Genomic DNA, 25,129 nt, shown 5'->3' on the forward strand with positions numbered 1-25,129 from the left:
CATGGACGAAGACGCCCGGATCGTACTGCGCGTCAAGAAGCTGAACCCTCTCATCGGACGGTCCTGGCCCCAACCGGCCTACGCCACATCCGGTTCGGCCGGACTCGACCTCTGTGCCGCCCTCGACGCCCCCCTGACCATCGCCCCCGGAGAACGGGCCCAGATTCCAACGGGCATCGCGGTCCAGCTTCCGTCCCGCAACCTGGTCGGGCTGGTGTTCGGGCGCAGCGGCCTGGCGGCGAAGCACGGCATCACCCTGGCCAACAGCGTCGGGGTCATCGACGCCGACTACACGGGAGAGATCATCTGCCCCATTGTCAATCACGGCACCGAACCCTTCACGCTGAACCCCGGGGACCGGATCGCGCAATTGGTGTGCGTTCCGATCGCCGTGGCGGAGGTGGAGTACGTCTATGAATTGGCGGAGACGGTGAGGGGAGCCGGCGGTTTCGGCTCAACCGGGAAATAGCTATGCGTTGTCCACCATGCCTGGTCATATCGGCCGGACCCGTCCCATAAGAATGTTAGGGGGTGGGACGGATGATCACGGCGACCCTGTTATTCCTGCTGATGTTGGCACTGGTTTTTTTTTCGGTGCGGGAGCGAATCAGGTTGCGGGCCTCCCGGTTCCGGAGCCACAAGTCCTGGGAGTTGGAACCCCGGGCCACCCCGTTATCGGAAGCCGTTTTTCAACTCGTGGGCATAGCCGGCGGGATATATCTCTCGCTGATCATGCTGTTCACTTTTCTCGAGGTGAGCCTGCCGAACAAGATCAAGCTGGGCGGGATTGAGGTCGAACCGTTGGCCGCGTTCGCCATTGGACTGGCCATCGCGCAGCCGTTTGCGGTACGGCTGTGGGCGGTGTTTCTGAGAATGTTCCGGAGTCGGGGGAAGGAGGTTTAGGCATGCGCCTGACCGAACTGATGGGCAAAGAGGTGGTGAATATCTTTAACGGCGCCCGCCTGGGGGTGATCGGGGAGTCCGATCTAACCATTGATGCCGATTCCGGGCACGTGCACGCCATCATCCTGCCGCGGCGCAGCAATATCGTCAGTATGTGGTCGGAACGGCAGCAATTGACCATACCTTGGGAGGCGGTCCGCAAAATCGGGACCGAGGTGGTGATCGTCGAGCTGGCGAACAACCAGTCCGTGTCCCGTTTCGGCCGTTCCAGCGTCTAGCGCTCCCGCCACCGCTTCCGCGGGGGTTCCTTTTGGCGGCGATATTAAATCGCCCTTGCGCGGACCATACTAGAGACTTAGAGGACCGGGGACCGGGGAAAAGGGGTTTAAGGGAAAAAGCATTCCTGACCCCTTGGGTCACTCAAAAAAGGGGGACTGTCCCCCTTTTTCGGGAGGAGGGGGGGTACCTTTTGTGGGGCAATTTTCAAGGACGGGCGAGGTTTTTAAGGCATGAATTATGCCGCCAGGCGCTCCCTGATGGCGGAGATCGCCCGCAAGCGCGGGTCGCAAGTGATCGCCTATATCACCGGTGACCGGGAAAACGTGAGCACCCGGATCGCCCCGGACGTTTTGCCGGTGTTTCACCGTCACCTGCGGCTGCTGCCAACATGCAAACGGCTGGACCTCTTTTTGTACAGCCGTGGCGGCGACGTGCTCACCCCGTGGCGCCTGGCGCACCTGATCCGGGAGTGGGCGCCGGACTTCTCGGTCCTGGTCCCATACCGGGCTTACAGTGCGGGCACCTTGATCTGCCTGGGGGCGGACGAAGTGGTCATGGGCACCATGGGTGAGTTGGGACCCATCGACCCCAGCGTGGTCAGCGCCTTCAACCCCAAGGACCCGGTCAACCCCAACGCCAGGATTCCGGTCAACGTCGAGGATGTCTATTCCTTCTTGGCCCTGGCCCGCGAAATGGCGGGGATGTCCAACGACGAAGACCGCCGCCGGACTTTCCTTTTGCTGGCCGAAAAGATCCACCCTTTGGCCCTCGGGAATGTGCACCGCAACTATCTGCTGGTCCGGTCCCTGGCCCAAAAGCTGCTCGCTCTGCGCCGGGCCCCCCCGCCGGCGGAGCAGGTCCGGCACATCGTCGACAGCTTGACCGAAAAGCTGTACGCCCACAACCACATGATCCCCCGCCGGGAGGCGTCCACCGAAATCGGCCTGGCGATCACGTACCCCGACCCCGACCTGGAAAACCTGCTCTGGTCTCTGTACGAACACTACGAACAGGAACTGCTCCTGAATCAGCCGTTCAATCCGGCGGACATCATCCGGGGCACGCGCAGCGATTTTGAGGTGGTGGGCGGACTGGTGGAGTCCGTGGCCGGACAAGACGCCTTCGTTTTCCACGGCGTTGCCGAGCGGCAGGACTGTCCGGACGGCCGCATCAACGTGAGCATCCTGCACCAGGGCTGGCGGCACGCAAAAGAGGGTGTGTGGATTGAAAGTCAAGACCGAGATCATGACCGTGGACGAGATCAAAGCTGGCGGCACGCAAAAGAGGGTGTGTGAATTGAAAGAGGGAGACCCCCGGGACGTCCGGGTCTACCGGGTACGCTTCAAGTACCCCGGCCCAAGCCGTTACTATCACCTCTCCGACTCCAGCGGCTACCCGTCGGCCGACTACCGGCTGCCCAACCTCAGCCGGGAACGGGAGCGGATCGTGGTCCTGCGGGAAGTCCGGGAATAAAAGCCCTGCTGCGGCACCCGCACCTGCGCGGTGCAAAACAGCTCCCGCCACGTTTTGGGGGGCACTTTTCGCGCTCTGCCGGGCCCGGAGGCCGTTTTTACGTCCTGGAGCGGCTTGACACCCGGACAAGCCGTGTTATAATACTTGTTTAATTCCAAATATGCAGAAAACATTTCCGGAAAGGTGTGGGTACCATCGTTCGAGTAGCCGTTTGCGGTGCCGCCGGAAGAATGGGACGGGAAGTTGTGCGGGCCCTGGCGAGGGAAGACGGGTTGAAACTGGTCGGCGCCGCCGACCCGCACGGCCTTGGTGCCGACGCGGGGGTCCTGGCCGGGCTGGACCCGCTGGGGGTCACCGTGAGCGGCGACCTGGAGGAAATGCTCAAGGAGGCCAAACCCCGGGTAATGGTCGACTTCACCGCGCCCACGGCCGTGGCCGCGAACGCCCGGACCGCGATCCGGGCCGGGGTGCATCCGGTGATCGGCACCACCGGAATGAGCAGCGAAGACCTGGCGGAGTTGCGTCGGCTTTGCGCCGAAACGGGTGTGGGCGGATTCGTGGCCCCCAATTTCGCCGTTGGGGCCGTCCTGATGATGAAGTTCGCGGAAATGACGGCGAAGTTCATGCCGGCGGTGGAGATTATCGAACTGCACCACGACCAGAAGGCGGACGCCCCGTCCGGCACCGCCATCAAGACGGCCGAAATGATCAGCAGCGCCCGCGGCGGGTACCGGCAGCCTTCGGCAACCAAGGTCTTGAAGCTTGACGGTGTCCGGGGCGGGAGCTACGACGGCGGCATCCGCATTCACAGTGTCCGCCTGCCGGGGCTGGTGGCGCACCAGGAAGTGATTTTCGGCGGTCTGGGTCAAACCCTGTCGATCAGGCATGATTCGATTTCCCGGGAGTCGTTCATGCCGGGGGTGCTGTTGGCGGTGCGCCGGGTGGTCGGACTCCGCGAACTGGTGGTCGGACTGGAAAACCTGATCTTTGAGTAAGCGCCGCCACCCCGGCCGCCGCCACCCCGGCCCGTGACAGGCACCTCTCCCGGCTGCTGGTCATATATTGGCTAGCAACCAAGGGGAGGTGCAAAGATGCAGCCGCTGGTGGGTTTGAGAATTGGTGTGCTGGGCGGCGACGGGCGGGGAGTCTACATTGTTCAGGAATTCGCGGCCATGGGCGCCCGGGTGAGGGCTTATGGCCTCCCCGTTTTGGAAAACGCGCCGGAGGTTTTGGCCTGCAACGATCCGAATGAGATCCTGGTGGACATCGATGTGCTTGTCGTGCCCTTGCCCGGTCTGGACCGGGATGGTCGCCTGCACACCGTAACGGGGGAAGCGCCGGTCATAACCAGGGAGATGCTTGAGAACGTCGGTGCCCAAGTACCGATCTTCGCGGTTTTGGCCAAGGAGTACCTGACCCGGTTGGCGGCGGAGTTGGGGCTCCGGATGATCGAGTTGGTTGAGTTTCAGGAATTCGCCATCCTGAACTCGATCCCCTCCGCCGAGGGAGCCGTCCAACTGGCCATGGAGAAGACGCCGTTTACGATTCACGGTTCTCAGGTGGTGGTTTTGGGCTTCGGCAACCTGGGAATGACGCTGGCCAGAACGGTGAACGCCCTCGGCGCGAAGACCACGGTGATGGCCCGCAATCCGGCGGCCTTGGCCAGGGCCTGCGAAATGGGTTTGGCCACGGTGGTCCCGGAACGGCTGGCCGACCAACTCGCTCTGGCGGACCTCATTTTCAATACGGTTCCGGCTCCGATCCTTGACAAGAAGCTTTTAAAGGCCGTCAACCCGGAGGCCTGCATCATCGACCTGGCTTCGGCGCCGGGCGGAACCGACTTCACCGCGGCCCGCGCGTTGGGTTTGAACGCCTGCCTGGCGCCGAACCTGCCCGGCAAAGTCGCGCCCGCCTCAGCCGGCCGGATTATCGCCCGGACTATCCAGCGGTTGCTGCACGGCACCATCCTCCAAGGGACTTCTGTACATAGGGGGGTGCTGGCTGATGCAGCTCAAGGGAGTTAAGATCGGCTTCGCGCTTACCGCGTCGTTTTGCACCCTGGAACCGGTGGTGCGGCAAATCGAACAATTCGTCAAGGAAGGGGCCGAGATCTACCCGATCATGTCCCGGGAAACCGCCACCACTGATACGCGGTACGGGGCCGCTAAACAGTGGATGGGCAGGCTGAGCCTGGTCACTGGGAAGAAGGTGTTCACCAACATCGTCGAGGTTGAACCGATCGGTCCCCAGAAGCTGTTTGACGTGGTCGTGCTTGCTCCGTGCACGGGCAACTCGGTGGCGAAACTCGCCAACGGGATTACGGACGGGCCGGTGTTGATGGCGGCCAAAGCCCAGCTGCGGAACATGCGTCCGGTGGTCGTCGCCATTTCCACCAATGACGGGCTGGGCTTGAACGCGCGGAACATCGGGACGCTGTTGAACACGCGGAATGTATATATGGTGCCCTTCGGGCAGGACAGCCCGCAGCACAAGCCGAACTCGCTGATCGCGAAGATGGACCTGCTTGGGGCGACCATCATTGAGGCGCTTCAAGGGCGTCAGTTGCAGCCGATCATCGTCACCTTCGGCTAGAAAAGATTGACAGGCCGCGTTCCAGGTACTCTAAGGCCAAAGTTGCAGCCGATCATCGTCACCTTCGGATGGAAAAGAACAGGGGGTTTGTTTGTTTGGCGGGGTATAACGTTTGTGTGGTTGGAGCCACCGGTGCGGTGGGACAGGAAATCCTGAAAGTGCTGGCGTTGCGGCGGTTTGGGTTGCATAAGCTGCGGCTTTGCGCCACGTCGCGCTCCGCGGGGAAAAAGGTCGCTTTCGGCGGTGAGGAACTCACGGTCGAGGAGACCCGGGAATCGTCCTTTGAAGGGATGGACATCGCGCTTTTTGCCGGAGGGGCGGCCGGCGCCGAATACGCCGGGGCGGCCCGCAAGGCGGGCGCGGTGGTCATCGACAATTCGAGCGCCTTCAGGCTGGACCCCGCGGTGCCCCTGGTGGTCCCGGAGGTCAACCCCGAGGATGTCCGCTGGCACAACGGGATTATCGCCAATCCGAACTGCTCGACCATCATCATGGTCGTGCCTTTGAAGCCGCTGCACGACGCCGCCGGGATCCGGCGGGTGGTGGTCTCCACCTACCAGGCGGTATCCGGCGCCGGATCAGCCGCCGTTGACGAACTGGCCGCCCAGACCCGGGCGGTGCTGGATGGTCAAACCTACCCGCCCCGGGTTTTCGCGCACCGGATCGCGTTCAACCTGATCCCGCACATCGACGTCTTTCAGGACCTGGACTACACCAAAGAAGAGTGGAAGCTGGTCCGGGAGACCAGGAAAATCCTACACGCCCCGGACATGCGGATCACCGCGACCACCGTCCGGGTGCCGGTGTTCCGTAGCCACTCGGAGTCGATCAACGTCGAGACCGAGCGTTTCGTGAGCGCCCGGGAGGTCAGGGAACTCTTGTCCCGCGCCCCCGGGGTGGTGGTGGTGGACGAGCCGGAGCAGAAACTGTACCCGATGCCTCTTGACGTGACCGAAAAGGACGAGGTGTTTGTCGGCCGCATTCGGCAGGACCCCACCGTGGACAACGGCATCAACATGTTTGTCGCCGCCGACCAGTTGCGCAAGGGCGCGGCCACGAACGCGGTCCAGATCGCCGAACTGCTGGTCGAATACGGCCTGCTGTAAAACTAATTTAGGAAGGTGAAAACGTGACGGACTTCGGGCGGGTGCTCACGGCGATGGTTACGCCGTTTGACAAGAACCGGGAGCTGAACCTGCCGATGGCCAAAAAACTTGCCCGGCACCTGGTGGACACGGGTTCGGACGGGCTGGTGGTGTCCGGCACCACCGGGGAAGCGCCGACCCTCTCCAAAGCGGAAAAGCTGGAACTCTTCCGGACGGTGGTCGACGAGGTGGGGGGCCGTGCCGCCGTGGTGGCCGGCACCGGGAGCTATTCCACGACCGACAGCATCGCGCTGACCCAGGCGGCCGAGAAACTGGGCGTGGACGGGGTGATGCTGGTTTGCCCCTACTACAACAAACCGTCGCAGGAGGGGCTTTATCAGCACTTCAAAGCGGTGGCCGAAAGCACCAACCTGCCGGTCATGGTCTACAACATCCCCGGCCGGACGGCGGTCAACCTGCTGCCCCAGACCTGCGCCCGGCTGGCGGAGGTCAAGAACGTGGTGGCGGTCAAGGAGGCCGGCGGCAACATGGACCAGGCCACCGAACTGCGCCGGGTGCTGCCGGACTATTTCCACCTCTACAGCGGGGACGATTCCATGACGTTGCCGCTGCTGGCCGTCGGGGGCAAGGGCGTGGTGAGCGTGGCGGCGCACCTGGTGGGGAAGAAGATTCAGGAGATGATCAACGCCTTTACGTCCGGGAACATCACGCTGGCCGCCAAACTGCACGGCAGCCTGTTTCCGTTGATCAAGGGGCTTTTCATGACCACCAACCCGGTGCCGGTAAAGGCGGCGCTGGCGATGGTGGGACTGAACGTCGGCCCGCCGCGGCTGCCCCTGGTCGAAGCGACGGAGCAGGAAAAAGAGAAGCTGTGCGACCTGCTCAGGGAGGCGCAACTACTGTAGGTTGAACGTGAACTCACACCAGTGGTCTCAGTAACAGGGAGGTGTACGTTTGCCGCAAGAGACCAAGCTGCAAATCATACCTCTCGGAGGCCTGGGGGAAATCGGCAAGAACATCATGGCCGTCCGCTACGGCGAAGACATCCTGGTCATCGACTGCGGCCTGATGTTTCCGGAGGAGGAGATGTTGGGAATCGACATCGTCATTCCCGACATCCAGTATCTTTTGGACAACAGGGAACAGGTACGGGGGATTCTGCTCACCCACGGGCACGAGGACCATATCGGCGCGCTGCCGTACGTACTGAAGCAGATCAATGTCCCTGTGTTTGGCACCAAGCTCACCCTGGGTCTCCTGGAGGCAAAGTTTAAGGAACACGTTTTCAATGAAGAGATAAAAATGGTGGTGATCAATCCGCGGGAGACCGTGCACATCGGCTGTTTTTCCGCGGAGTTCATCCGGGTTTCGCACAGCGTGCCGGACGCGGTGGGCATCGCTTTGCACACCCCGATCGGAACCGTGCTCCACACGGGCGACTTCAAGATCGACTACACCCCGGTGGACGGGGAAGTCATCGACCTGCGCCGGTTCGCGCGTCTGGGCGAACAAGGCGTCCTGGTCATGCTCTCGGACAGCACCAACGTGGAACGCCCCGGCTACACCCTGTCGGAACGGGTGGTCGGGGCGACCTTTGACGAAGTCTTCGGGGTTTCCAAGGAGCGGATCATCGTCGCCACGTTCGCCTCCAATGTGCACCGGCTGCAACAGGCCGTCTACGCGGCGCACAAGCACCGGCGCAAGGTGGCCGTGGCCGGCAGAAGCATGGTGAACGTGGTCAACATCGCCTATGAATTGGGCCACCTGGACATTCCCGCGGGGACGCTCGTCAACCTGGAGGAGGCCAACCGCCTGCCCCGTAGCCAGGTGGTGCTCCTGACCACCGGGAGCCAGGGTGAGCCGATGTCGGCGCTGACCCGGATGGCCCTGGGCGATCACCGCCAGGTGGAAATCCTGCCGGGGGACACCATCATCATCTCGGCCACCCCGATCCCGGGGAACGAGAAACTGGTGTCCCGGATCATCAACCACCTGTATAAGCGCGGGGCGACCGTGATTCACGAACGAGTTTCCGGAACTCACGTTTCCGGGCACGCCAGCGCCGAGGAACTGAAGCTGATGCTGAAACTGGTGCAGCCCAAGTTCTTCGTGCCGGTGCACGGGGAGTACCGGATGCTGGTGAAACACGCCGAACTGGCCCGGGAAATGGGCGTGCGGCCGGAGAACGTCTTCGTGGCGGAAAACGGCAACATCCTCGAGTTCACCCGCAAAAAAGGCCGGATCGCCGGGAAGGTGTCCTCGGGCCGGATACTGGTGGACGGCCTGGGCATCGGCGACGTCGGGAACATTGTGCTGCGCGACCGCAAGCAGCTCGGCCAGGACGGGATCCTGATCGTGGTGGTGACCATCGACCAGGAAACGAAACAGGTGGTCGCGGGGCCGGACATCGTGTCGCGCGGCTTCGTGTATGTGCGCGAGTCCGAGGAACTGATGGAAGACGCCCGGGAGCGGGTGCGCAGCACGCTTGACGGCTGCACGGGGCGCGGCGTCGGGGAGTGGTCGGCCATCAAGTCGGAGGTGCGCGACGCCCTGGGCAAGTTCCTGTACGAACGCACCGGGCGGCGCCCGATGATCCTGCCGATTATTATGGAAACTTAAGGGACGAGCCGGGACTTGCGGAACAATAAACCCGCCGGCGTTAGAACCGACGGGTCTTGATGCTTCTTTGGCGGGAGTGCGTGGGAATCGAACCCACCCGGGGTTTCTCACCCCGCGACTGGTTTTGAAGACCAGGAGGCCCACCAGGACCCATCCACTCCCGCAGTACGGTGCAAAGACCGTAAACATGCAACATTATAGCATGGGTCGGGGTGGCGGGCAAACCCCTGAAAATACCCCTCACCCTGACCCTCTCCCAGAGGGAGAGGGGATTTTCAGGGCAGGGTCAACCTTAATTTACAAGGGGGATGGCGGTGCGCACATTCTGGGCCGTGGCGGCGGTGGTGTTCGCGCTGGATCAGGGCGCCAAGGCGCTGGTGCAAAGGACGATCGAGCCGGGGCGGGACGTGGAGTTGGTCGGTGCCTGGCTGCGGCTGACTCACGTCTACAACCCCGGGGGCGCGTTCGGGATCTTCGGCGGCCAACCGCTGTTGGTGCTCGCGGTCACCCTTTTGGCGGTGACGGCCGTCCTGGCTTGCCTGCCGCAAATCATCCGGGCCGGGTACGCTTTGCCGGTCGCCCTGCTGTTCGGCGGGGCCCTGGGCAACCTGGCCGACCGCCTGCGGTACGGCCGGGTGCTGGACTTCATCGACTTCGGCTTTTGGCCGGTGTTCAACCCGGCCGACATAGCGATCACGGCCGGGGCGGTGTTGTTGGGGGTGCAGGTGCTGCGGGGGGAACGGAACGCCCGGGGGGAGCGAAATGGCCACCCTTAACCGCTACACGGTGGAGACGGAGGACGAGCAGGCCCGCCTGGACGTGTTTCTGGCCGGACAGAACCCGGAACTCAGCCGCGCCCGCATTCAAAAGCTCATCGCGGCCCGGATGGTCACCGTGAACGGCCGCCCGGTGCGGGCCGGTCACCGGGTTCGGGCGGGCGACCGCGTGGAACTTGAGGTGCCGGACCCGGAAGTGCCCGCCATCGCGCCGGAAGACATTCCCCTGGACGTGTGCTTTGAGGATTCGGACGTGCTGGTGGTGAACAAGCGGCGGGGTCTGGTGGTCCACCCCGCTGTGGGTCATTACTCCGGGACGCTGGTGAACGCGCTCTTGCACCACTGCCGGGACCTCTCCGGCATCAACGGCCTGCTCCGCCCGGGAATCGTGCACCGCCTGGACCGGGACACGTCCGGGCTGCTGATGGTGGCCAAGAACGACCACGCCCACCTGGCCCTGGCCGACCAGTTGAAGCACCGCACGGTGCTCCGCCGGTACACCGCCCTGGTCCACGGCCGGCCCAGGCTTGATGCGGGCACGGTGGACGCCCCGATCGGGCGCCACCCCCAAGACCGCCAACGGATGGCGGTCAACCCCCGCCACGGCCGGGCCGCCCGCACCCACTACCGGGTGCTCAAGCACTTCAAAAAGTTCGCCCTCCTCGAACTGACCCTGGACACCGGGCGCACCCACCAGATCCGCGTACACATGGCGCACTTGGGGCACCCGCTGGTCGGGGACTTAAAATATGGGCGCGCCCGCCCGGAACTCGGCCTGGCGGGGCAGTTCCTGCACGCCGGCACCCTCGGGTTCCGCCACCCGCGCACCGGGGAGGCCCTGGTGTTCGAGGCGCCCCTGCCCGCCGAACTGGCCACGGTGCTGGAGCGTCTCCCCCCGTCGGGGCAACCCGAGTCGTTTTTGTGAACCGGCACGACGGGAAGCCGGAAAATCTTGAAGGTGGAGGCATTAGTCGGGACACATCTTAACCGATTGTGATGCGCTTGGTATGGTAGGCGCCGGGAACGCCTTGCCATATGCCGTAATGCGTGGTAATATAATGAAGATTTATCATGAATGCTGTAGAAAAAAAGACAGCCCAGAAACCCTCTGGTTGAACCCGGCCGAGCGACCCATGAAAACCTGCCGAGCGGGAGTGTATGAAGGACAATGGACAGTCAGGAGGAAAAGGAATACCTTGTTGATTTTGACACCCTCCTGAAAATCACCGTTGAGCGGCAGGGTTCGGATTTACACCTGACGGTCGGTTCACCGCCGGTGGTCCGGATTCACGGCGAGCTGGTCCCCCTGGATTATCCCCCGCTGAAGCCGTCCGACATAGAGCAAGTGGTCCTGTCCCGGCTGGATTCGTTCTACCGCGCCATACTCGAGGAGAAATGGGAGTTGGACTTTTCCTATTCCGTGGCCGGGGTGAGCCGGTTCCGCGGGAACATCATGCGCCAGCGGGGGAGCTATTCCGCGGTGCTGCGGGTGGTGCCCTACAAGGCGCCTACCCTTGAGCAATTGAACCTGCCTCCGGCCGTAAAAAACCTCTGCTATCTGCCCCGGGGCCTGGTCCTGGTCACCGGGCCGACCGGGAGCGGCAAATCCACCACGCTGGCTGCCATGATCGACCTGATCAACAAGGAGCGGCAGGTGAACATCGTCACCGTTGAGGACCCGATCGAGTTCCTGCACCGGCACAACCGGTCGATTATCCGGCAGCGGGAGGTGGGCGCCGACACCCTTTCCTTCGCCAACGCCTTGCGGCACGTGCTCCGGGCCGACCCGGACGTCATCCTCATCGGGGAGATGCGTGACCTGGAGAGCATCGCCATTGCGCTGACGGCGGCCGAAACGGGCCACCTGGTTTTCTCCACCCTGCACACCCAGACGGCGATCCTGGCGGTGCACCGCATCGTGGACGTGTTCCAGGAACACCAGCGCGAGCAGATACGCCAACAGTTGGCCGACTCCCTGCAGGGGGTGATCGCCCAGCAGTTGGTACCCACGGCGGACGGCGGCGGCCGGGTAGCCGCCGCCGAAGTGATGCTGGCGTCCTCGGCGGTGCGCGCGCTGATCCGGGAAGGCAAGGAACACCAGTTGTACACCGTGATCCAGACCGGCCGGCAGGTCGGCATGCAGACCATGGACCAAGCGCTGGCCGAACTGTATGCCGCCGGGAAAATCACCCGCGAGCTGGCCTTGGAGCGCTGCGTCGACCGGGCCGAGGTGGAGCGGCTGATTCAGAAAAGCAGTTTTGGTTCCTTCGGCGCTCCCCCGGGAGCGAAGCAGCCGCCCCGGGGGCGGTGGGAGTAGCTCTTTTCTTTAATTGATTAACCGGCGGATAAGATGATAACGGGATGTGACGGTCGGAAGTGGGACAGTACGCATACCAGGCAATCGACGGCTCGGGAGGCATGACCAGCGGGCAGGTGGAGGCCGAACACGAGGCGCTGGCCGCCGAACAATTGCGCCGACTGGGCTACGTGGTGGTGGAGATCAAGGAGAAGCGCCCGTCGCTCGTCCAAAGTCTCGTCAAACCACGCTCCGCGAAGGTCGGCCTGGGGGAAGTAACGCTTTTGAGCAGACAACTGGCGGCCATGCTGGACGCCGGCATTCCTCTGACCCGGAGCCTGTTTTCGGTGGGCCGGCAGACTAGAAACACCGCCTTGCAGGCGGCGGTGAACGATGTGGCCAGGAACGTGGAAGGGGGCGTAAGCTTCTCTGAAGCCTTAAGCGCCTACCCCAAGATCTTCGGCGATCTCTATGTGAGCATGATCCGGGCGGGTGAGATCGGCGGCTCTCTGAACGAGGTGCTTACACGTCTTTCGGACCAGTTGGAGCGGGACAAAAACCTGCGTGACAACTTACGCTCCGCCACCTTTTATCCGATCACCGTCATGAGCTTTGCCGTCCTGGTTATGCTGGCGATGTTGTTTTTCATCGTCCCCGTGTTCGTCGGTTTCTTTCCGGCGGGTGTTACCCTGCCGGCGCCCACCAGGGTGATCGTGGCCCTGTCGGATTCCCTGCGTCACCAATGGTACGTGTGGCTTTTCGTGGCGGGGGGGTTGGGCTTGGGCTTGCGCTTTTTCGTGCGCAGCCCGGCGGGCGGCCGCGCCTGGGAACGGGTGCGGTTCCGGATCCCGGTATTCGGTCCGCTTTTCCACCGGGCGGTGGTGGCCCGGTTCGCCCGCACTTTTTCTACCCTGCTGGCGGGAGGCATCCCGGTGCTCCAGGCGTTGGAGACCGCCGGCCCGGCCGCCGGGAGCACTCAGGTGGCCGAGGCCGTGGCCGCCGCCGGTTTGAAGATCGAGGAGGGCAAGAGCCTGGCGGGCCCACTGGAGGAGAGCGGGATTTTTCCGCCCATGGTCATCGACATGGTGGTCGTGGGTGAAGAAACAGGCGCCCTGCCCGCCTTGCTGAGCCGTGTCGCGGAGTTTTTCGAGGCGGAGGTGGCGACCATGACGAAAGGATTGACCGCCATGCTGGAGCCGCTGATGCTCATCTTCGTCGGCATCATCGTGGCCGTCATGGTGATCTCCCTGTACCTGCCCATTTTTATCGCCGTTCTTGGCGCGGGGGGGAATTAAGCGCGCGGGAAATCCCGCTCGCGCGGGCGGGAGCCGGGCCTAAGGAAGGGTTGTGATTGACCGGCATGGGCCTTCTTGGAGTATCGGACCGGGCGGTGGGTTTGGAATTGGACGCGGGCGAGGCCCGGGCGGTTGAACTGCGGGGCCGGGCTAACGCCCCCACCCTGGCGGCCTGGGGCCGGGTCGCCCTGCCTGCGGGCGCGGTGGTCGACGGCGCCGTTGCCCAGCCGGAAACGGTCGGCCGGGCGCTGGCCGACTTGTGGGTGAGCGCCGGTATAGGCGCCCGGGAGGTGGTCCTGGGCGTGGTCAATCAGGATGTCCTGGTGCGGTTCGCCACCCTTCCCAAGGTGCCGCGGGATAAACTGCCGAATGTGATCCGTTACCAGGCGCCCGAGTATCTGCCGGTCGCCCTGGACACCGTGGTGTGGGACTTCGCCGTAATCGGCGAGAAACCGGGGACGGGGCCGTCGTTCCTGGAGGTATTGCTGGTGGCCGCACGGCGGGAAATGGTGGACGGTTATCTCGCCGCGCTGGCCGCGGCCCGCCTGACGCCTCGGGACATCGACGTGGCTTCCCTGGCCCTCTTGCGGCTGCTCCCGTCGCGCGGGGAAAAGGCATCAGCGGTAATGCTGTTGCATCTGGCCGACTATTTAAGCACCGTGCTGATTGTGGCCGGGGGTGTGCCCAGGCTGGCCCGTATCGTTTCGGTCGGCCTCAGCGAGCTGTGCGGAACCACCGGCCACGGGGTACCCATGTTCACCGATCACCGGCCGGCGGAGGTGCTCCGGAGTTGGGTCGGGAGCCTGGAAGCCGAAATCCGCTCCCTGGTAGGTTACTACCAGGCGCAACCCGGGGCGAAAGCGGTGGAGACGGTCATTCTCAGCGGGCGGGGCGCCCGGGTGCCGGGTTTGCTCCGGATGTTGGAGGAAAACCTTGGTGTTGGGGTGATGATCCTGGATCCGCTCAAGGGCCTCAAGCCCCGCGGGCCGGGTGTAAAGATCGAGCCGGCGGTGGATTTCGCGGTCGGCATCGGCCTAGCGCGGCGTGGATTGGAGGGATAAAAGCGCTTGAAAAACATCAGCCTGCTCCCTCCCGAGATCAGGGCCCGGCAGGAAGCGCGCCGGAAGTCGAGGGCGCTATTTCTGGGCGGTACCGTCGTGTCGGCGTTATTCCTGGTGGTTTACCTGGTGTTGTTCGCCGTCACTTGGCAGGCGCAAGTCCAACTCCGCCTCCTCTTGTCCGAGCGGGAGGCGCTGGAGCACTCCCTGCCCGCCTACCAACAATATATCAGCCTCCAGCAACAGGTCGAGCAGACCGATAAGCTATTAAAAAAGGCTATGGGCACCCCTCCGGACTGGGCCGCCATCCTGAGCGGTTTCGGCTTGCACCTCCCCGAGGGGGTTTGGCTTACCGACCTAACCTTGGTATACGAACCAGGGGATGAAATGGCGCAAGCCTCGCCCGGCAGCCCCTTGCCCGTTGAGCTCCCTCCCGCGCCCCCCGCGCCCCCCGCGCCCGGGCCGGAGACCGAAGAGTCGGGGGTGAATTTGGGTGCGGGCTCCGAGCTGACCATGCGGGGTGCGGCCAAAAGCCACGCCCTGGTGGCCGAGTGGTTGGACGGCGTCCGGCAGGTGCCCGGTTTGGCCGGCGTATTCTGCCAGTTCGTCGGTGCGGAGGGGGAGGCGGAAGATAAGATCATTTATTTTGAAATTAAGGCGATGTTGCAGCCCGGTGCGCCCTACCGGCCGCCGGAGGGAGTGATCGGTCGTGCCGGTGCCGTCTAGCCGCACGGCGCTCGCCATCGTTTTGGGTGCGGTAGCGTGTGCGGTCATGGTTTCACTGGTCTACCTCCAAGTGAGTGCCATCCGCGAGGCACGGGCGGCGCTTGCCGCCGAACAGGCGGCCATCGCCCGCCTCCGGGCCGAACTCCGTACTAAGCAGGAACTCCTGGCCGAACTCCCGCTCTGGGAAGCGCGCTTGGCGGCCGGCCAGCGGGCCGTTCCGGTGCCTCCGGGCGAGGGCGCGCTTTTGGGCCATCTTCAAAACGCGGCGTACCGCTCCGGGGCGCACGGCCTACAGGTTCGTTTCGGGTCCCGGAAGCCGGGTGAGGAATACACCGAGATGCCGCTGACGATTACGTTCGAGGGGAGCTACCATGGGCTTTTATCCTTCTTGGATGAACTCGGGTCCGGCGAGCGCGCGGTCCGGGTGGACGGAATCAGCGTCCGGACAGGGGAAGCGGCTGCGGCCCGGATCAGGGTCGAAATTCAGGCCAGTGCCTTTCATCGCCGTTAGGCGGTCGGCGTCAAGCGCCGCCGACCCACGCCTAACGTGGGTGCCCCGGCGGACCCACTAACGTGGGTGCTCCACATAGTCGGTGGGACCCACTAACGTGGGTACCCCGGCGATTCACAGGGCAGGGTGGAGGTGTTTAAATGCTTAAGTTGGGTAAGCAGAACCTTGGAAATTACTTGGTGGAAGCCGGGGTAATCACTCCGGCCCAGCTGGAGGAGGCCTTGCGGCACCAGAATTTGAAGCCGGGCGGCAAGGGGCTCTTGGGAGAGGCGCTGGTGGAGCTTGGGTATTGCACCGAGGAGGACATCGCCCGCATGGTTGCCAGGCAGGCCGGTGTGCCTTTTCTTCCCCTGGAAGCGCACGTCATCGACGGTGCCGCCATGAGCCTGATCTCGGCCGAAACCGCCCGCCGTTACGGCGCGCTCCCCCTTGGGTTCGACAAGGGTCGCCTGCTGGTGGCGATGAGGCGGCCCACCGATATTATCGCCATCGATGATCTGCGCCTCCTGACCGGGCACGAAATTCAACCGGTCGTCGTGGCCGACAACGAGCTGGAAGCGGCGCTTCAGAACTACGACCGGGCCGGGGTCGGCGTGGAGGCGGCCGCCGCCGCCCAAGAGGACTCGGTGGAAGAAGTCGCTGTGGCCCCGGACGAAGCGAGTGAAAAGCCGGCGGTGCAATTGGCCAACCTGATTTTCACGCAGGCGGTGCGGGCCGGCGCCAGCGACGTGCACATCGAAGCCCAGGAGAAGACCCTCCGGATCCGGTTTCGCATCGACGGAGTGCTGCACGACGTCATGCACCCGCCCCGCCGTCTGCACCCGTCGCTGGTCTCCCGCATCAAGGTCATGGCCAACATGGACATCGCCGAGCGCCGCCTTCCCCAGGACGGCCGGATCACCCTCAAAACGGAAGGAAAAACGGTTGACGTTCGGGTGGCCTCGTTGCCGGCCGTGCACGGAGAGAAACTGACCCTGCGCCTGCTCCAGCGGACCGCCGGTCCGATAACGCTTTCGCAACTGGGTTTCCCGCCGCCCGTCCTGGCCGAATACCGGGAGGCGATCGGTCGCCCCTACGGTTTCATCCTGGTCACCGGGCCCACGGGAAGCGGCAAGAGCACCACGCTGTACGCGACGCTCGCCGCCCTGAACAGCCCGGAAAAGCATATCGTCACGGTGGAAGACCCGGTCGAATACCGGCTGGAGGGCGTCAACCAGATCCAGATCAATCTCCGGGCGGGGCTTACTTTTGCCGCGGGGCTGCGGTCCATTCTGCGCAACGACCCCGACATCGTCATGGTGGGCGAGATCCGCGACCGGGAAACGGCGCGCATCGCCGTGGAGTCGGCCCTCACCGGCCACCTGGTGTTGTCCACCCTGCACACCAATGACGCCGCCGGGACGATCACCCGCCTGGGCGACATGGGCATCGAACCTTTCCTGACCGCCTCCTCCCTGGTGGCCGTGGCGGCCCAGCGCCTGGTGCGGTTGCTTTGTAAGCATTGCGCGCAAACCTACGAACTGGGGCGTGACGAACTGTTGGCCAGCGTGCCGGATTTCCCCCTGCCGGAAGGAGCAAAGAGCGCCGTCCTTCACCGGCCGGTGGGTTGCCTGCGCTGCAGCCACACCGGCTACCGCGGCCGCGCCGGCGTGTACGAGCTGTTGCGCATGAGCGACACCATCCGCCACCTCACCCTCGAACGCCGTTCGGCGCAGGAAATCAAGGAGGCCGCCATAGCGCAAGGCATGGTCACCTTCCGCCGGGACGGCCTCCGCAAGGTGCAAGACGGCATCACCGCGCTGGAGGAGGTGCTGCGCGTCGTCGTGTAGCCGTGGAAAATATTTCTCCCCGGGGTATTCAAAAAAGGTGAATTACCGATATAATTTGTCTTAGGGGGTGGGCCCCGACCCGGGCCGCCCCTCCAACCGGCGGGAAAGGAGGTGAAAGTTTGATGTTCTACAAATTCGCCAAGTCGCTGAAGAAGGACCAGCGGGGCTTCACGCTGGTGGAGCTGATGGTGGTCGTGGCGATCATCGGCGTTTTGGTGGCGATCGCGGTGCCGGTGTATAACAATGCGACGGACAGGGCGAATCGGAACGCGGTAGAGGCTAACTTGAGAATCATTGACGGCGCCATTACGGTGCATTTGCTCATGAACCCCCGCGTTGCGCCAACGCCCACCAGCCTAGTAGCAGACCGCCATCTTCGGTCGTGGCCCACCGGACCGGCCGGGGTCACGGAGTACAAAGTGATCGGAGCAGGCACGGCTGCTGATCCCTACCGGGCGGCGGTCAACATTCCTTTAAACACATTTGGAACACACGCTGCATTAACCGACGCCAACGGCTTCTTACCGATTACTTGGTAGCGGCGTCACGGCCCTAAAGAAGGTCATACCCTGTAGAGTCTTGGAGTTCCCGGGGCGTTGCCTGGTGACATCGTGTAGAAGCATGACGTTCAAGTCGAAGGCTTCAGTATTGCGCCGGTACAGTTGCTCTGGCGCCGGGCCTCAACTTGTTTCTCCGAGAATAGGGACAGAGACCCTCCTCCATGCGCATCGTACATCGGCGCTTAAGCGACGACCAGCCGTCACGATGGATTTCACGGGGATTAAACGGGGCCGGTACCGAAAAGCAGCAAGGCCGGGCGCGGTTTGGGTGGGGGGCGACATTATGTGCGCCCCCCGGCTCTACCCTGTAAACCCTCTTGCCGTTTGAACCCTTCCGAGGTCGGCTCTCCTTGTAAAGCCCCGCCGCTTTTTACCCGATTATATTAGGGACATGGCTATCCGAACGCATGCGGATGAATAAACCGAGCCGCCCGCGGACGCAGGCAGGCCGGATGGCTTGGACAAGTCCGGGCCACAGGATGATTTGAACCCGGCCACGCAAACCCGGTTCGCGGGCCCGGAAAATAAGTGGACAAGTTAAGTGCCGCTTCGCCGCTTCCCGCCCGGTGCGGATATTGGTTGTGGTTGGTATAATGTTAATAGTCCGAAACCGGATTCCCCAAGAAGGGTGTTATCTTGGCCTTATTATAGGTGCGGCGGCCCGGTAAAATGTTTTTGAGGGGGACTGCCAGTGCTCGTGTTGCGCAGTGAAAAAGGAGCGGCTCTCCCGGTGGCGTTGATGGTGCTGCTGGTCCTGTCTCTGCTGGGTACCGCCTTGTGGCAGTACAGCACCGCCGACGCCGTGCAAGTGGCGCGGGCCGAGAACGAGATGAGGGCTTACTACCTTGCCCGCTCGGGTGCCGACGCGACGGCCGCCTGGATGGTAAATCCGGTTAATGACGGAGGTCGGCTGATCGGGAGTACTTCGGCCCCCCCCAAGGAATTCGGCGGCGGGACGCTGGTGGTCGATGTCTACCGTAACCCGGACGCCCGCTCCGAGATTATCATCCGGTCGGTGGCCACCGTAAACGAGGTGCAGGTTACTGCCGGACTGACACTGCAGGAGATAACCGGGGCGCGACCCATCTTCGGCAGTGCGGTATTTGTCGCCACGAGCATCACTTTGGAAAATGAGGCCAGGGTAGACGGTGATGTGGAGATCAGGCCCGAGGGCACGGTGGTTATTAAAAACCAAGGTTCTATCACAGGACAAATTTTCAGAATAGACCGCACCCCCGCTTTGCCGCCGTTTCCGGACGACTTGCCAGGAAAAGGCGATGTAGAAGTGAGGAACAGGACTGTGGTGATCAACGCTCCCGGCCATTACAATGAGATTAAAGTGGAGGGGAACGGAGAGCTGATCTTCGATACCGGAACCGGTGGCGGCGACCTGCGCGTTCGGGTCGGCGAGCTGGAAATTAAGAATCAAGGTCGGCTCACCGTGCGGGGAAATAGCAGGCTTTTGCTCTACGTCGATGAGTTTGAGGGCCTGAACAACTCGGCCATTAACGAAGCAGGCGACCCCAGCCGGTTGATCATGTTTGTGAGCCGGGACGTAGAGTTAAAAAACGCCACTTGCTTCTACGGAGCGATTTATGCTCCAGGCGTGGACATGGAAATGAAAAACACCGCTTCAATCAACGGCGCCGTAGTGGCAAAAAGCATTGAGTTAAAGAACAAGGCAAGGCTCACCTACGGGGAAATAGACGAAACAGGACTGCCGATAACCGAAGACGGGCCCTTGGTAACCGGCTACCAAAGGGGGTATTGGCAATGAACGGCAATGGTAGGCGGCCACCGTTGTGGCGGACGGGAGGTTTCACCCTTATTGAAGTGTTGGTGGCTCTCTCGATCCTGTCCATAATCATTGCTTCTTTTACGCTGCTGTTCGGTGCCGGTTTCTCCGGAATCTTCGCCGGCGGGCACCGTTCGAAGGCTCAGTATACGGCCCAAGAGGGAATGGAAACTGTACTTAGTGGCCACGAATACAGCCAGGAACACGTCGATATCACCACCGAGCCCGCCGATTTCTCCTTGGTTTTTCCCGGAGAAATCACGAATACCATAACCGTTCCCGGAACAGGCATTACGGTACGGTACGATGACGGGGAACGAACGGTTTCGCTGGTCACCTTTGTGTCGACGGAATAGGCGGAGCACGCGGGTGAAAGGGGTGGCGGTCATTAATCTGTTGCGCGACCGACGCGGGCTGACCCTGGTGGAACTCGTGGTTGCGCTTGCGCTCTTAGGCACGGTGCTGGGAGTGGGGTATTTATTCTTTGACTACGGCTACAGATCTTTTGTCGTCGGGGAGTTGCGGTCCAACCTGCAGCGGGACGTGCGGACGGCCGCCGGCGTAATTACGAGAGAATTGCGCCCCGCACATGCGGTTATCATCAGTAACGATACCGTTCCCAGGAGCGATCTCCTTGCGGCGGGATATAACTATTTGATTTTGGAGCCGGTTGCTTCAGGCCGGTACCGGATCAAGCGCATCGACAGCACGGGAGAGACTGTTTTTAAGACCGAGGGCGTAATTACAGCGCTGGAGTTCGAAGGGAGGGACCGCCTGCTGCTTTTTAGAATTGCGGGGACCGATGGAGAGCAGTCCTATGAAATTAAATCCCAGGTGTTGCTTCTAAATACCAGCGTGGCCGCCGCGCCCGGCTGCACGCTGGCCTACGCCAAAACGCCCCGCCTGTAACAACTCCGAGCCCAAGCCCGTGTTCATCGTCCGGGCCACGCACGCCAACCTACGCCAAAACGCCCCGCCTGTAACACGATCCGGCCCCGATGTCCGCTACGATATTCCTGAGGGTCGAGTTCTCTTCGAGTCCCCGGGAGACTGTCCCCCTTCCAATGCGAACCGATACCGGGCGGGCCGGGAAAACGGATACGATCTTCTTTACCACTGTCGGATCATCAAGTACCGGGAGGTGGTCTTGATCGCCGGATCTAGAACTTGCCGACCAACTCCTCGATCTGCCGGATTTTCTCCGGCGATTCCTCCACCCACAGCACATAGTGGGGGTTAGCCGGGTCTCCCGAAAGGTTGCGGGAGATGTGAAAACTCCCGATCGGCACGCCGGTGAGCTCGCTGAGCAGGTGTCGCCTGGCGTTCGCCGCCTCGTGGGCGTGGACGCCTGTAGTCGAAGCCACCGGTACCCGCACCTTAAGGCGCGTGCCGTCCATGCCGGCCAGCGCGCTGCGCACTTGGTTCTGCAAGTGGGGGGGGCAGATCACCAGGATTTCCTGGCTGATCTCCGGGTAGTTGAAGGTTTGGGTGGCCACGCCTTCAAAGCCGAACGCCGCCAAGCGAGAAACCGCGTCCGCAGCCGAGATGTTCTTGAGCTGGTACACGAACACTGTCCGTTCCCGGGCGTCCAGAGTGTCGAGCGCTCCGGCCAGAGCTTCCACCTGGCCCCAACGGTTGTGCAGGGCGCGGTCAAAGACCAATAGCCGGTTGCCCAGCGCCACGGACTGGGGAATGTCCACCCCGGCCTCACTCAGGAGTTCCTGCAGCCTGGTGGGCGACACCTGCGTGGCCGTGAGGGTCCGGTATTGCAGAGAGGATACATTTTCCAGCCGGTCGACCGCCTGCAACAGTTCCCGCAGCTTGTGCAGGGCCTGCGGGGTACCCTGAGCCCAGAGCACCTGCGGGTTGGTGCCTACGGAGATGCTGGAGAGGGGAATGCCCAGCTCCTGGATCAGGGGCTTCACGTGATCCGTGGTGATAAAAAGCAAATTGAACCGGGTCAGGATCATCTGATTAAAGAAGTCCTTCTGTAAAGCGTCCGGCTTGGCAATGACGATGATGTTCCCCTCGCGCAGGTACGACAGTCCCCGGGTCTGAAGAATAAGCTCGAAGGCCTGGCTTGGGGTTGTGTCTTTAGCCGAGAAAGTGACCGGCTCCGCGGCCTCCTCCACCAGGACCATACTGACGCCCATCTTGATGGCCAGTGCGGATAAGACGTCCCGGAGGTCCGCCCGCCGCACGTCCAGGGTGATGGTGGGTGCGCCGCCCGGGTTGGCGACGGAGCCGGTGTCGGTGATGGCCATCGTTTTATCCCGGGGTACCCGCGTTAGTGGGTCCGCCTGGTCCGGGTTCCCGCTTCCCGCCGCCGGGTGCGGCCCGCCGGCCAGCAACAGCACGAGGACCAGGAAGCGGGCCAGCGATTTAATAAAGCGGGCCGGCGATTTAAAGAAACGGTCTTTCGGGCTTGCAGGTACTGCGCCTCTCAAGCGGCCCCTCGCCTCCTTTAGCGCCTTCCGGCCAACGAAAGCATCAACTCCTGCTCGCCGCTGGTGAGCAGGACGGTGCCGGGGCCGATCTCGGCAACGGTCCAGACGCTTTGCACCAGATCGCCTTCGGACACCACGTAGGCGGCTCCGCCGGCCTCGATGATGGCCAGGTCGCCCCCGCGGCCGCCCAGGATGACGCCGACCAGTTCCAGGGGGGCCGCAAACGGATCTTTGATCGGTTTGCGCTCGGAAGTCTCTTCCGGTGGCGGGTCCAGCGGCCTCTTGGTCTCTGGCAATACTTCGTATGCCTGCCCGGCTTTGTCCGTGCCGGTTGCGGGTGGGGCCTGGGGGTTGGGGACGTTGGCGGCATCGGGCTTCCGGATGGCGTACGCTACCGTGCCCGCGGCGATGACCACCAGCACGACACCCGCCGCCGCGACGATCCGCAGGCGGCGATTAAAGAACCCGGTCCTGTCGGCGGTCCGTTTCACAAAAGCGCTGCCCGCCGCCGCAACCGCCCGCAGGCGGCGTCTGAAAAACCCGGTCTTGCTGCTGCCGGTCTGTTCCACGTTGACTTCAAGTTTGTTCTCGGCCACGCCAAACCCTTTCTTCTCCCTACCTGTATCGGCCGTGGAACGCCGAAACTAAAGAGAGTATAAACCTTGGTACGCCGCCCCACTCGTTTGAATATAAAGGGCATTCGACACAATATTTGAATTTCCCTCCCGGATTTTGGGGTGCAACTAAATGTCTTGCCGTATGGTCGACAATATTGCACATGATTTCTGGAATATCTATACTGAACATGTTGCTTTTGTGTTTCGGCGCTCTTGGGTTTAAACCGAAAAGTGGGGGTGCGGGTGATTCTGGAGAGCCTTCTGATCTTCGTCCTGGGAACCATTGTGGGCAGCTTTTTGAACGTCTGCATCCACCGCCTCCCGGCCGGGGAATCGGTGGTGTTTCCGCCGTCGCGGTGTGTCTCCTGCGGGGCGAAACTGGGCTTCATCGATCTGGTGCCGGTGTTCAGCTTCCTGTACTTGCGGGGGCGTTGCCGCCGGTGCGGGGCGCCTTTTTCGTGGCAGTACCCGTTGGTGGAGTTCGCCGCCGGTTTGTTGTTTGTCCTGGCCTGGCTGCGGTTCGGCGCCGGTTGGGCGACGCCGGCCGCCTGGGCGCTCATCTCGGTGCTGATCGTGGCCGCGGTGATCGACCTCCGCCACCGGATCATTCCGAACCGGCTGATTCTGGCCGGTCTGGTTTTGGGGTTGCCGCTGGTGGCGCTCCAGTCCTGGACCTCTCTGCTGTGGGGCGTGGCCGCTCTTTTCGGAGCGGGCCTTTTGATGTTGGCCATCGCGGTGGTGTCCCGGGGGGGCATGGGCGGCGGCGACGTCAAACTCGCGGCGCTGATGGGGCTCTACCTGGGTCCCGCCAGCGTGGCCGCGGCGCTGTTTCTGGCCTTTTTGGCCGGGGGCGCGGCGGCGGTGTTGCTCCTGGCCACCGGCCGGAAGGGCCGGAAGGACCCGGTACCGTTCGGGCCGTACCTGGCGTTGGGAGGCATCCTGGCCGTGCTGTGGGGAAGGGAGATAATCAACTGGTATTTTGGTTTGTGGCGTTAGGGCCGCCGGAAAGGAAACGGCGGAAAAAGTAAATGCCGCCTTATTAATGAAATGAAAGCAGGGCGCTGAATGCGGATCGACGAAATCCTGAGGCAGGCCTGCAAGCTCGGGGCCTCGGACGTGCACCTGACGGTGGACAGCCCGCCGGCCTTCCGCCTGCACGGCGCGCTCCTGCCGCTTGATGCTCCGGAATGGCAGGGGCGGCCGGAGATCGACCCTTCGTACGTGCGGGCCCTGACTCCGGCCGATACCGACCGGCTGGCCCGGCAACTCATCGCTCCGGAGCGGTACGATGATTTTCTCCGAGCCGGGGATTTGGACTTTGCGTACACCATCGAGGGCATGGGGCGCTTCCGGGTGAACGCCTACAAGCAAAAGGGCAGCGTGGCGTTGGCCATCCGCCTGATCAACTCCCGGATCCTTTCGTTCACCGAACTCGGCCTGCCGGAGATTCTGGCCGATCTGTCCCGCCGGCCCCGGGGGCTGGTCCTGGTGACCGGTCCGGCCGGGAGCGGCAAGTCAACGACCCTGGCTTCGATGATCGACCTGGTCAATGGTGAGCGGCACGAGCACATCATCACCCTGGAAGACCCGATCGAGTTCATCCACGGGCACAAGCAATGCCGGGTGAACCAGAGGGAGATCGGGCTGGATACCGGCTCCTTCGCCGACGCTCTGCACGCCGCCTTGCGCGAGGACCCCGACGTCATCCTGGTGGGCGAGATGCGCGACCCGGAGACGGTTGGGATCGCCCTGACGGCGGCCGAGACCGGCCATCTGGTTTTGGCCACCCTGCACACCGCCGGCGCCGCCCAGACCGTAGACCGGATCATCGACGTCTTCCCCCCGCATCAGCAGCGGCAGATCCGGGTGCAACTGGCCGGTGCGATCCAGGGCGTAGTGGCGCAGCAGCTCATCCCCCGCAGCGATAAACCGGGACGGGTGGCGGCGGTGGAAATAATGGTGGGCACGCCCGCGATACGCAACCTGATCCGCGAGGGCAAGACCCACCAGATTAGCAACCAGATTCAGACCGGAGCGAAGTACGGCATGCAAACGCTGGATATGAGCCTGCGCACACTCTATCAGAACAACTTGATCAGCCGGCAGGAGGCGCTCAACCGGGCGGCCGACCCGGAAAGCCTCCGGAAGATGATGGAAGAGTAACCGGTTGCGGCGCCCGCGGCGTCTCTGGAAACAAGGCGAAAACGGCGAAGAATCAAGAACAAACACCGGGTTCTGGCGGCAGGC

27 protein-coding genes and 1 tRNA gene are annotated in these 25,129 nt (G+C 62.9%); 25 read left to right on the forward strand and 3 right to left on the reverse strand.

The genetic code is table 11. The features are described from left to right. Position 1: 1 nt before the first annotated feature. The 11 genes from dut to AB1402_00910 all read left to right on the forward strand — a co-directional run bounded on the left by dut (position 2) and on the right by AB1402_00910 (position 8,972). Positions 2 to 469 (forward strand): dUTP diphosphatase, encoded by a 468-nt coding sequence (dut, locus tag AB1402_00860; protein MEW6540150.1) that lies wholly within the window; start codon positions 2 to 4, stop codon positions 467 to 469. A 71-nt stretch (positions 470 to 540) separates the two neighbouring features. Beyond that, the gene (locus tag AB1402_00865) at positions 541 to 903 is read left to right on the forward strand and encodes a hypothetical protein (GenBank protein MEW6540151.1); all 363 of its coding nucleotides are present in this window, start codon (positions 541 to 543) and stop codon (positions 901 to 903) included. 2 nt (positions 904 to 905) lie between these two features. Further along, complete coding sequence (locus AB1402_00870) at positions 906 to 1,181, forward strand: YlmC/YmxH family sporulation protein (GenBank protein MEW6540152.1); 276 nt, start codon at positions 906 to 908, stop codon at positions 1,179 to 1,181. Positions 1,182 to 1,412: 231 nt separating this feature from the next. Then, entirely contained in the window at positions 1,413 to 2,477 is a 1,065-nt protein-coding gene (locus tag AB1402_00875; protein ID MEW6540153.1) for a hypothetical protein, read from the forward strand. A gap of 1 nt (position 2,478) precedes the next feature. After that, positions 2,479 to 2,655: a hypothetical protein gene (locus tag AB1402_00880; protein MEW6540154.1), complete on the forward strand. Its 177-nt coding sequence runs from the start codon at positions 2,479 to 2,481 to the stop codon at positions 2,653 to 2,655. Positions 2,656 to 2,849: 194 nt separating this feature from the next. Continuing rightward, a complete protein-coding gene (dapB, locus tag AB1402_00885) occupies positions 2,850 to 3,650 on the forward strand; it encodes a 4-hydroxy-tetrahydrodipicolinate reductase (GenBank protein ID MEW6540155.1) in 801 nt (266 codons plus the stop codon). Positions 3,651 to 3,746: 96 nt separating this feature from the next. Beyond that, the gene (gene dpsA / locus AB1402_00890; protein ID MEW6540156.1) at positions 3,747 to 4,679 is read left to right on the forward strand and encodes a dipicolinate synthase subunit DpsA; all 933 of its coding nucleotides are present in this window, start codon (positions 3,747 to 3,749) and stop codon (positions 4,677 to 4,679) included. Continuing rightward, positions 4,660 to 5,247 (forward strand): dipicolinate synthase subunit B, encoded by a 588-nt coding sequence (locus AB1402_00895; GenBank protein MEW6540157.1) that lies wholly within the window; start codon positions 4,660 to 4,662, stop codon positions 5,245 to 5,247. Before dpsA ends, AB1402_00895 begins: the two co-directional genes overlap by 20 nt. Positions 5,248 to 5,342: 95 nt before the next feature. After that, positions 5,343 to 6,353, forward strand: a complete 1,011-nt coding sequence (locus tag AB1402_00900; GenBank protein ID MEW6540158.1) for an aspartate-semialdehyde dehydrogenase — start codon at positions 5,343 to 5,345, stop codon at positions 6,351 to 6,353. Positions 6,354 to 6,376: 23 nt separating this feature from the next. Continuing rightward, positions 6,377 to 7,258, forward strand: coding sequence for a 4-hydroxy-tetrahydrodipicolinate synthase (gene dapA, locus AB1402_00905; protein ID MEW6540159.1), 882 nt, complete (start codon positions 6,377 to 6,379; stop codon positions 7,256 to 7,258). Between the two features lie 49 nt (positions 7,259 to 7,307). Continuing rightward, positions 7,308 to 8,972 (forward strand): ribonuclease J, encoded by a 1,665-nt coding sequence (locus AB1402_00910; GenBank protein ID MEW6540160.1) that lies wholly within the window; start codon positions 7,308 to 7,310, stop codon positions 8,970 to 8,972. A gap of 68 nt (positions 8,973 to 9,040) precedes the next feature. Here the strand turns inward: AB1402_00910 and AB1402_00915 are convergent. Beyond that, a tRNA-Sec gene (locus AB1402_00915) sits at positions 9,041 to 9,134 on the reverse strand. 152 nt (positions 9,135 to 9,286) lie between these two features. Between AB1402_00915 and lspA the strand changes: the two genes are divergently transcribed. From lspA to AB1402_00975, 12 genes are all read left to right on the forward strand, one after another. Further along, positions 9,287 to 9,748, forward strand: coding sequence for a signal peptidase II (gene lspA / locus AB1402_00920; GenBank protein ID MEW6540161.1), 462 nt, complete (start codon positions 9,287 to 9,289; stop codon positions 9,746 to 9,748). After that, positions 9,735 to 10,673 carry an RluA family pseudouridine synthase gene (locus AB1402_00925; GenBank protein ID MEW6540162.1) on the forward strand — a complete coding sequence of 313 codons (939 nt, stop codon included), beginning with the start codon at positions 9,735 to 9,737 and terminating at the stop codon, positions 10,671 to 10,673. The genes lspA and AB1402_00925 overlap by 14 nt, the downstream gene beginning before the upstream one ends. Positions 10,674 to 10,916: 243 nt before the next feature. After that, positions 10,917 to 12,065, forward strand: coding sequence for a type IV pilus twitching motility protein PilT (locus tag AB1402_00930; protein MEW6540163.1), 1,149 nt, complete (start codon positions 10,917 to 10,919; stop codon positions 12,063 to 12,065). A 101-nt stretch (positions 12,066 to 12,166) separates the two neighbouring features. Beyond that, the gene (locus AB1402_00935; protein ID MEW6540164.1) at positions 12,167 to 13,339 is read left to right on the forward strand and encodes a type II secretion system F family protein; all 1,173 of its coding nucleotides are present in this window, start codon (positions 12,167 to 12,169) and stop codon (positions 13,337 to 13,339) included. A 65-nt stretch (positions 13,340 to 13,404) separates the two neighbouring features. Further along, positions 13,405 to 14,400, forward strand: coding sequence for a type IV pilus assembly protein PilM (gene pilM / locus AB1402_00940; GenBank protein ID MEW6540165.1), 996 nt, complete (start codon positions 13,405 to 13,407; stop codon positions 14,398 to 14,400). Between the two features lie 6 nt (positions 14,401 to 14,406). After that, positions 14,407 to 15,123, forward strand: coding sequence for a hypothetical protein (locus AB1402_00945; protein MEW6540166.1), 717 nt, complete (start codon positions 14,407 to 14,409; stop codon positions 15,121 to 15,123). Continuing rightward, a complete protein-coding gene (pilO, locus tag AB1402_00950; protein ID MEW6540167.1) occupies positions 15,107 to 15,634 on the forward strand; it encodes a type 4a pilus biogenesis protein PilO in 528 nt (175 codons plus the stop codon). Before AB1402_00945 ends, pilO begins: the two co-directional genes overlap by 17 nt. A gap of 140 nt (positions 15,635 to 15,774) precedes the next feature. Further along, entirely contained in the window at positions 15,775 to 17,463 is a 1,689-nt protein-coding gene (locus tag AB1402_00955) for an ATPase, T2SS/T4P/T4SS family (protein MEW6540168.1), read from the forward strand. A gap of 122 nt (positions 17,464 to 17,585) precedes the next feature. Continuing rightward, positions 17,586 to 18,002 (forward strand): prepilin-type N-terminal cleavage/methylation domain-containing protein, encoded by a 417-nt coding sequence (locus tag AB1402_00960; protein MEW6540169.1) that lies wholly within the window; start codon positions 17,586 to 17,588, stop codon positions 18,000 to 18,002. Between the two features lie 712 nt (positions 18,003 to 18,714). Then, a complete protein-coding gene (locus AB1402_00965) occupies positions 18,715 to 19,800 on the forward strand; it encodes a collagen-binding domain-containing protein (GenBank protein MEW6540170.1) in 1,086 nt (361 codons plus the stop codon). Then, the gene (locus AB1402_00970) at positions 19,797 to 20,174 is read left to right on the forward strand and encodes a prepilin-type N-terminal cleavage/methylation domain-containing protein (protein ID MEW6540171.1); all 378 of its coding nucleotides are present in this window, start codon (positions 19,797 to 19,799) and stop codon (positions 20,172 to 20,174) included. The genes AB1402_00965 and AB1402_00970 overlap by 4 nt, the downstream gene beginning before the upstream one ends. Positions 20,175 to 20,187: 13 nt before the next feature. Next, positions 20,188 to 20,727, forward strand: coding sequence for a prepilin-type N-terminal cleavage/methylation domain-containing protein (locus AB1402_00975; protein ID MEW6540172.1), 540 nt, complete (start codon positions 20,188 to 20,190; stop codon positions 20,725 to 20,727). A 251-nt stretch (positions 20,728 to 20,978) separates the two neighbouring features. Here the strand turns inward: AB1402_00975 and AB1402_00980 are convergent, their stop codons facing one another. Together AB1402_00980 and AB1402_00985 are read right to left on the reverse strand one after the other, a co-directional pair. Further along, positions 20,979 to 22,265: an energy transducer TonB gene (locus tag AB1402_00980; GenBank protein MEW6540173.1), complete on the reverse strand. Its 1,287-nt coding sequence runs from the start codon at positions 22,263 to 22,265 to the stop codon at positions 20,979 to 20,981. 17 nt (positions 22,266 to 22,282) lie between these two features. Further along, on the reverse strand, positions 22,283 to 22,861 hold the full coding sequence (locus AB1402_00985) for a hypothetical protein (GenBank protein ID MEW6540174.1): 579 nt from the start codon (positions 22,859 to 22,861) through the stop codon (positions 22,283 to 22,285). A gap of 264 nt (positions 22,862 to 23,125) precedes the next feature. On the opposite strand from AB1402_00985, the gene AB1402_00990 reads away from it, so the two are divergent. Beyond that, positions 23,126 to 23,878, forward strand: coding sequence for a prepilin peptidase (locus AB1402_00990; GenBank protein MEW6540175.1), 753 nt, complete (start codon positions 23,126 to 23,128; stop codon positions 23,876 to 23,878). Positions 23,879 to 23,947: 69 nt separating this feature from the next. Then, a complete protein-coding gene (locus AB1402_00995) occupies positions 23,948 to 25,045 on the forward strand; it encodes a type IV pilus twitching motility protein PilT (protein MEW6540176.1) in 1,098 nt (365 codons plus the stop codon). Positions 25,046 to 25,129 lie beyond the last annotated feature (84 nt).

The sequence above is a fragment of the Bacillota bacterium genome, from assembly GCA_040757205.1.
Classification (GTDB): domain Bacteria; phylum Bacillota; class Desulfotomaculia; order Desulfotomaculales; family Desulforudaceae; genus Desulforudis.

What these genes read in the sequence shown, in the direction of transcription:
- dut (MEW6540150.1), top strand. Translation starts at nt 2, where the DNA reads ATGGACGAAGACGCCCGGATCGTACTGCGCGTCAAGAAGCTGAACCCT.
- AB1402_00865 (MEW6540151.1), top strand. Translation starts at nt 541, where the DNA reads ATGATCACGGCGACCCTGTTATTCCTGCTGATGTTGGCACTGGTTTTT.
- AB1402_00870 (MEW6540152.1), top strand. Translation starts at nt 906, where the DNA reads ATGCGCCTGACCGAACTGATGGGCAAAGAGGTGGTGAATATCTTTAAC.
- AB1402_00875 (MEW6540153.1), top strand. Translation starts at nt 1,413, where the DNA reads ATGAATTATGCCGCCAGGCGCTCCCTGATGGCGGAGATCGCCCGCAAG.
- dpsA (MEW6540156.1), top strand. Translation starts at nt 3,747, where the DNA reads ATGCAGCCGCTGGTGGGTTTGAGAATTGGTGTGCTGGGCGGCGACGGG.
- AB1402_00895 (MEW6540157.1), top strand. Translation starts at nt 4,660, where the DNA reads ATGCAGCTCAAGGGAGTTAAGATCGGCTTCGCGCTTACCGCGTCGTTT.
- AB1402_00925 (MEW6540162.1), top strand. Translation starts at nt 9,735, where the DNA reads ATGGCCACCCTTAACCGCTACACGGTGGAGACGGAGGACGAGCAGGCC.
- AB1402_00930 (MEW6540163.1), top strand. Translation starts at nt 10,917, where the DNA reads ATGGACAGTCAGGAGGAAAAGGAATACCTTGTTGATTTTGACACCCTC.
- AB1402_00935 (MEW6540164.1), top strand. Translation starts at nt 12,167, where the DNA reads ATGACCAGCGGGCAGGTGGAGGCCGAACACGAGGCGCTGGCCGCCGAA.
- pilM (MEW6540165.1), top strand. Translation starts at nt 13,405, where the DNA reads ATGGGCCTTCTTGGAGTATCGGACCGGGCGGTGGGTTTGGAATTGGAC.
- AB1402_00955 (MEW6540168.1), top strand. Translation starts at nt 15,775, where the DNA reads ATGCTTAAGTTGGGTAAGCAGAACCTTGGAAATTACTTGGTGGAAGCC.
- AB1402_00960 (MEW6540169.1), top strand. Translation starts at nt 17,586, where the DNA reads ATGTTCTACAAATTCGCCAAGTCGCTGAAGAAGGACCAGCGGGGCTTC.
- AB1402_00970 (MEW6540171.1), top strand. Translation starts at nt 19,797, where the DNA reads ATGAACGGCAATGGTAGGCGGCCACCGTTGTGGCGGACGGGAGGTTTC.
- AB1402_00995 (MEW6540176.1), top strand. Translation starts at nt 23,948, where the DNA reads ATGCGGATCGACGAAATCCTGAGGCAGGCCTGCAAGCTCGGGGCCTCG.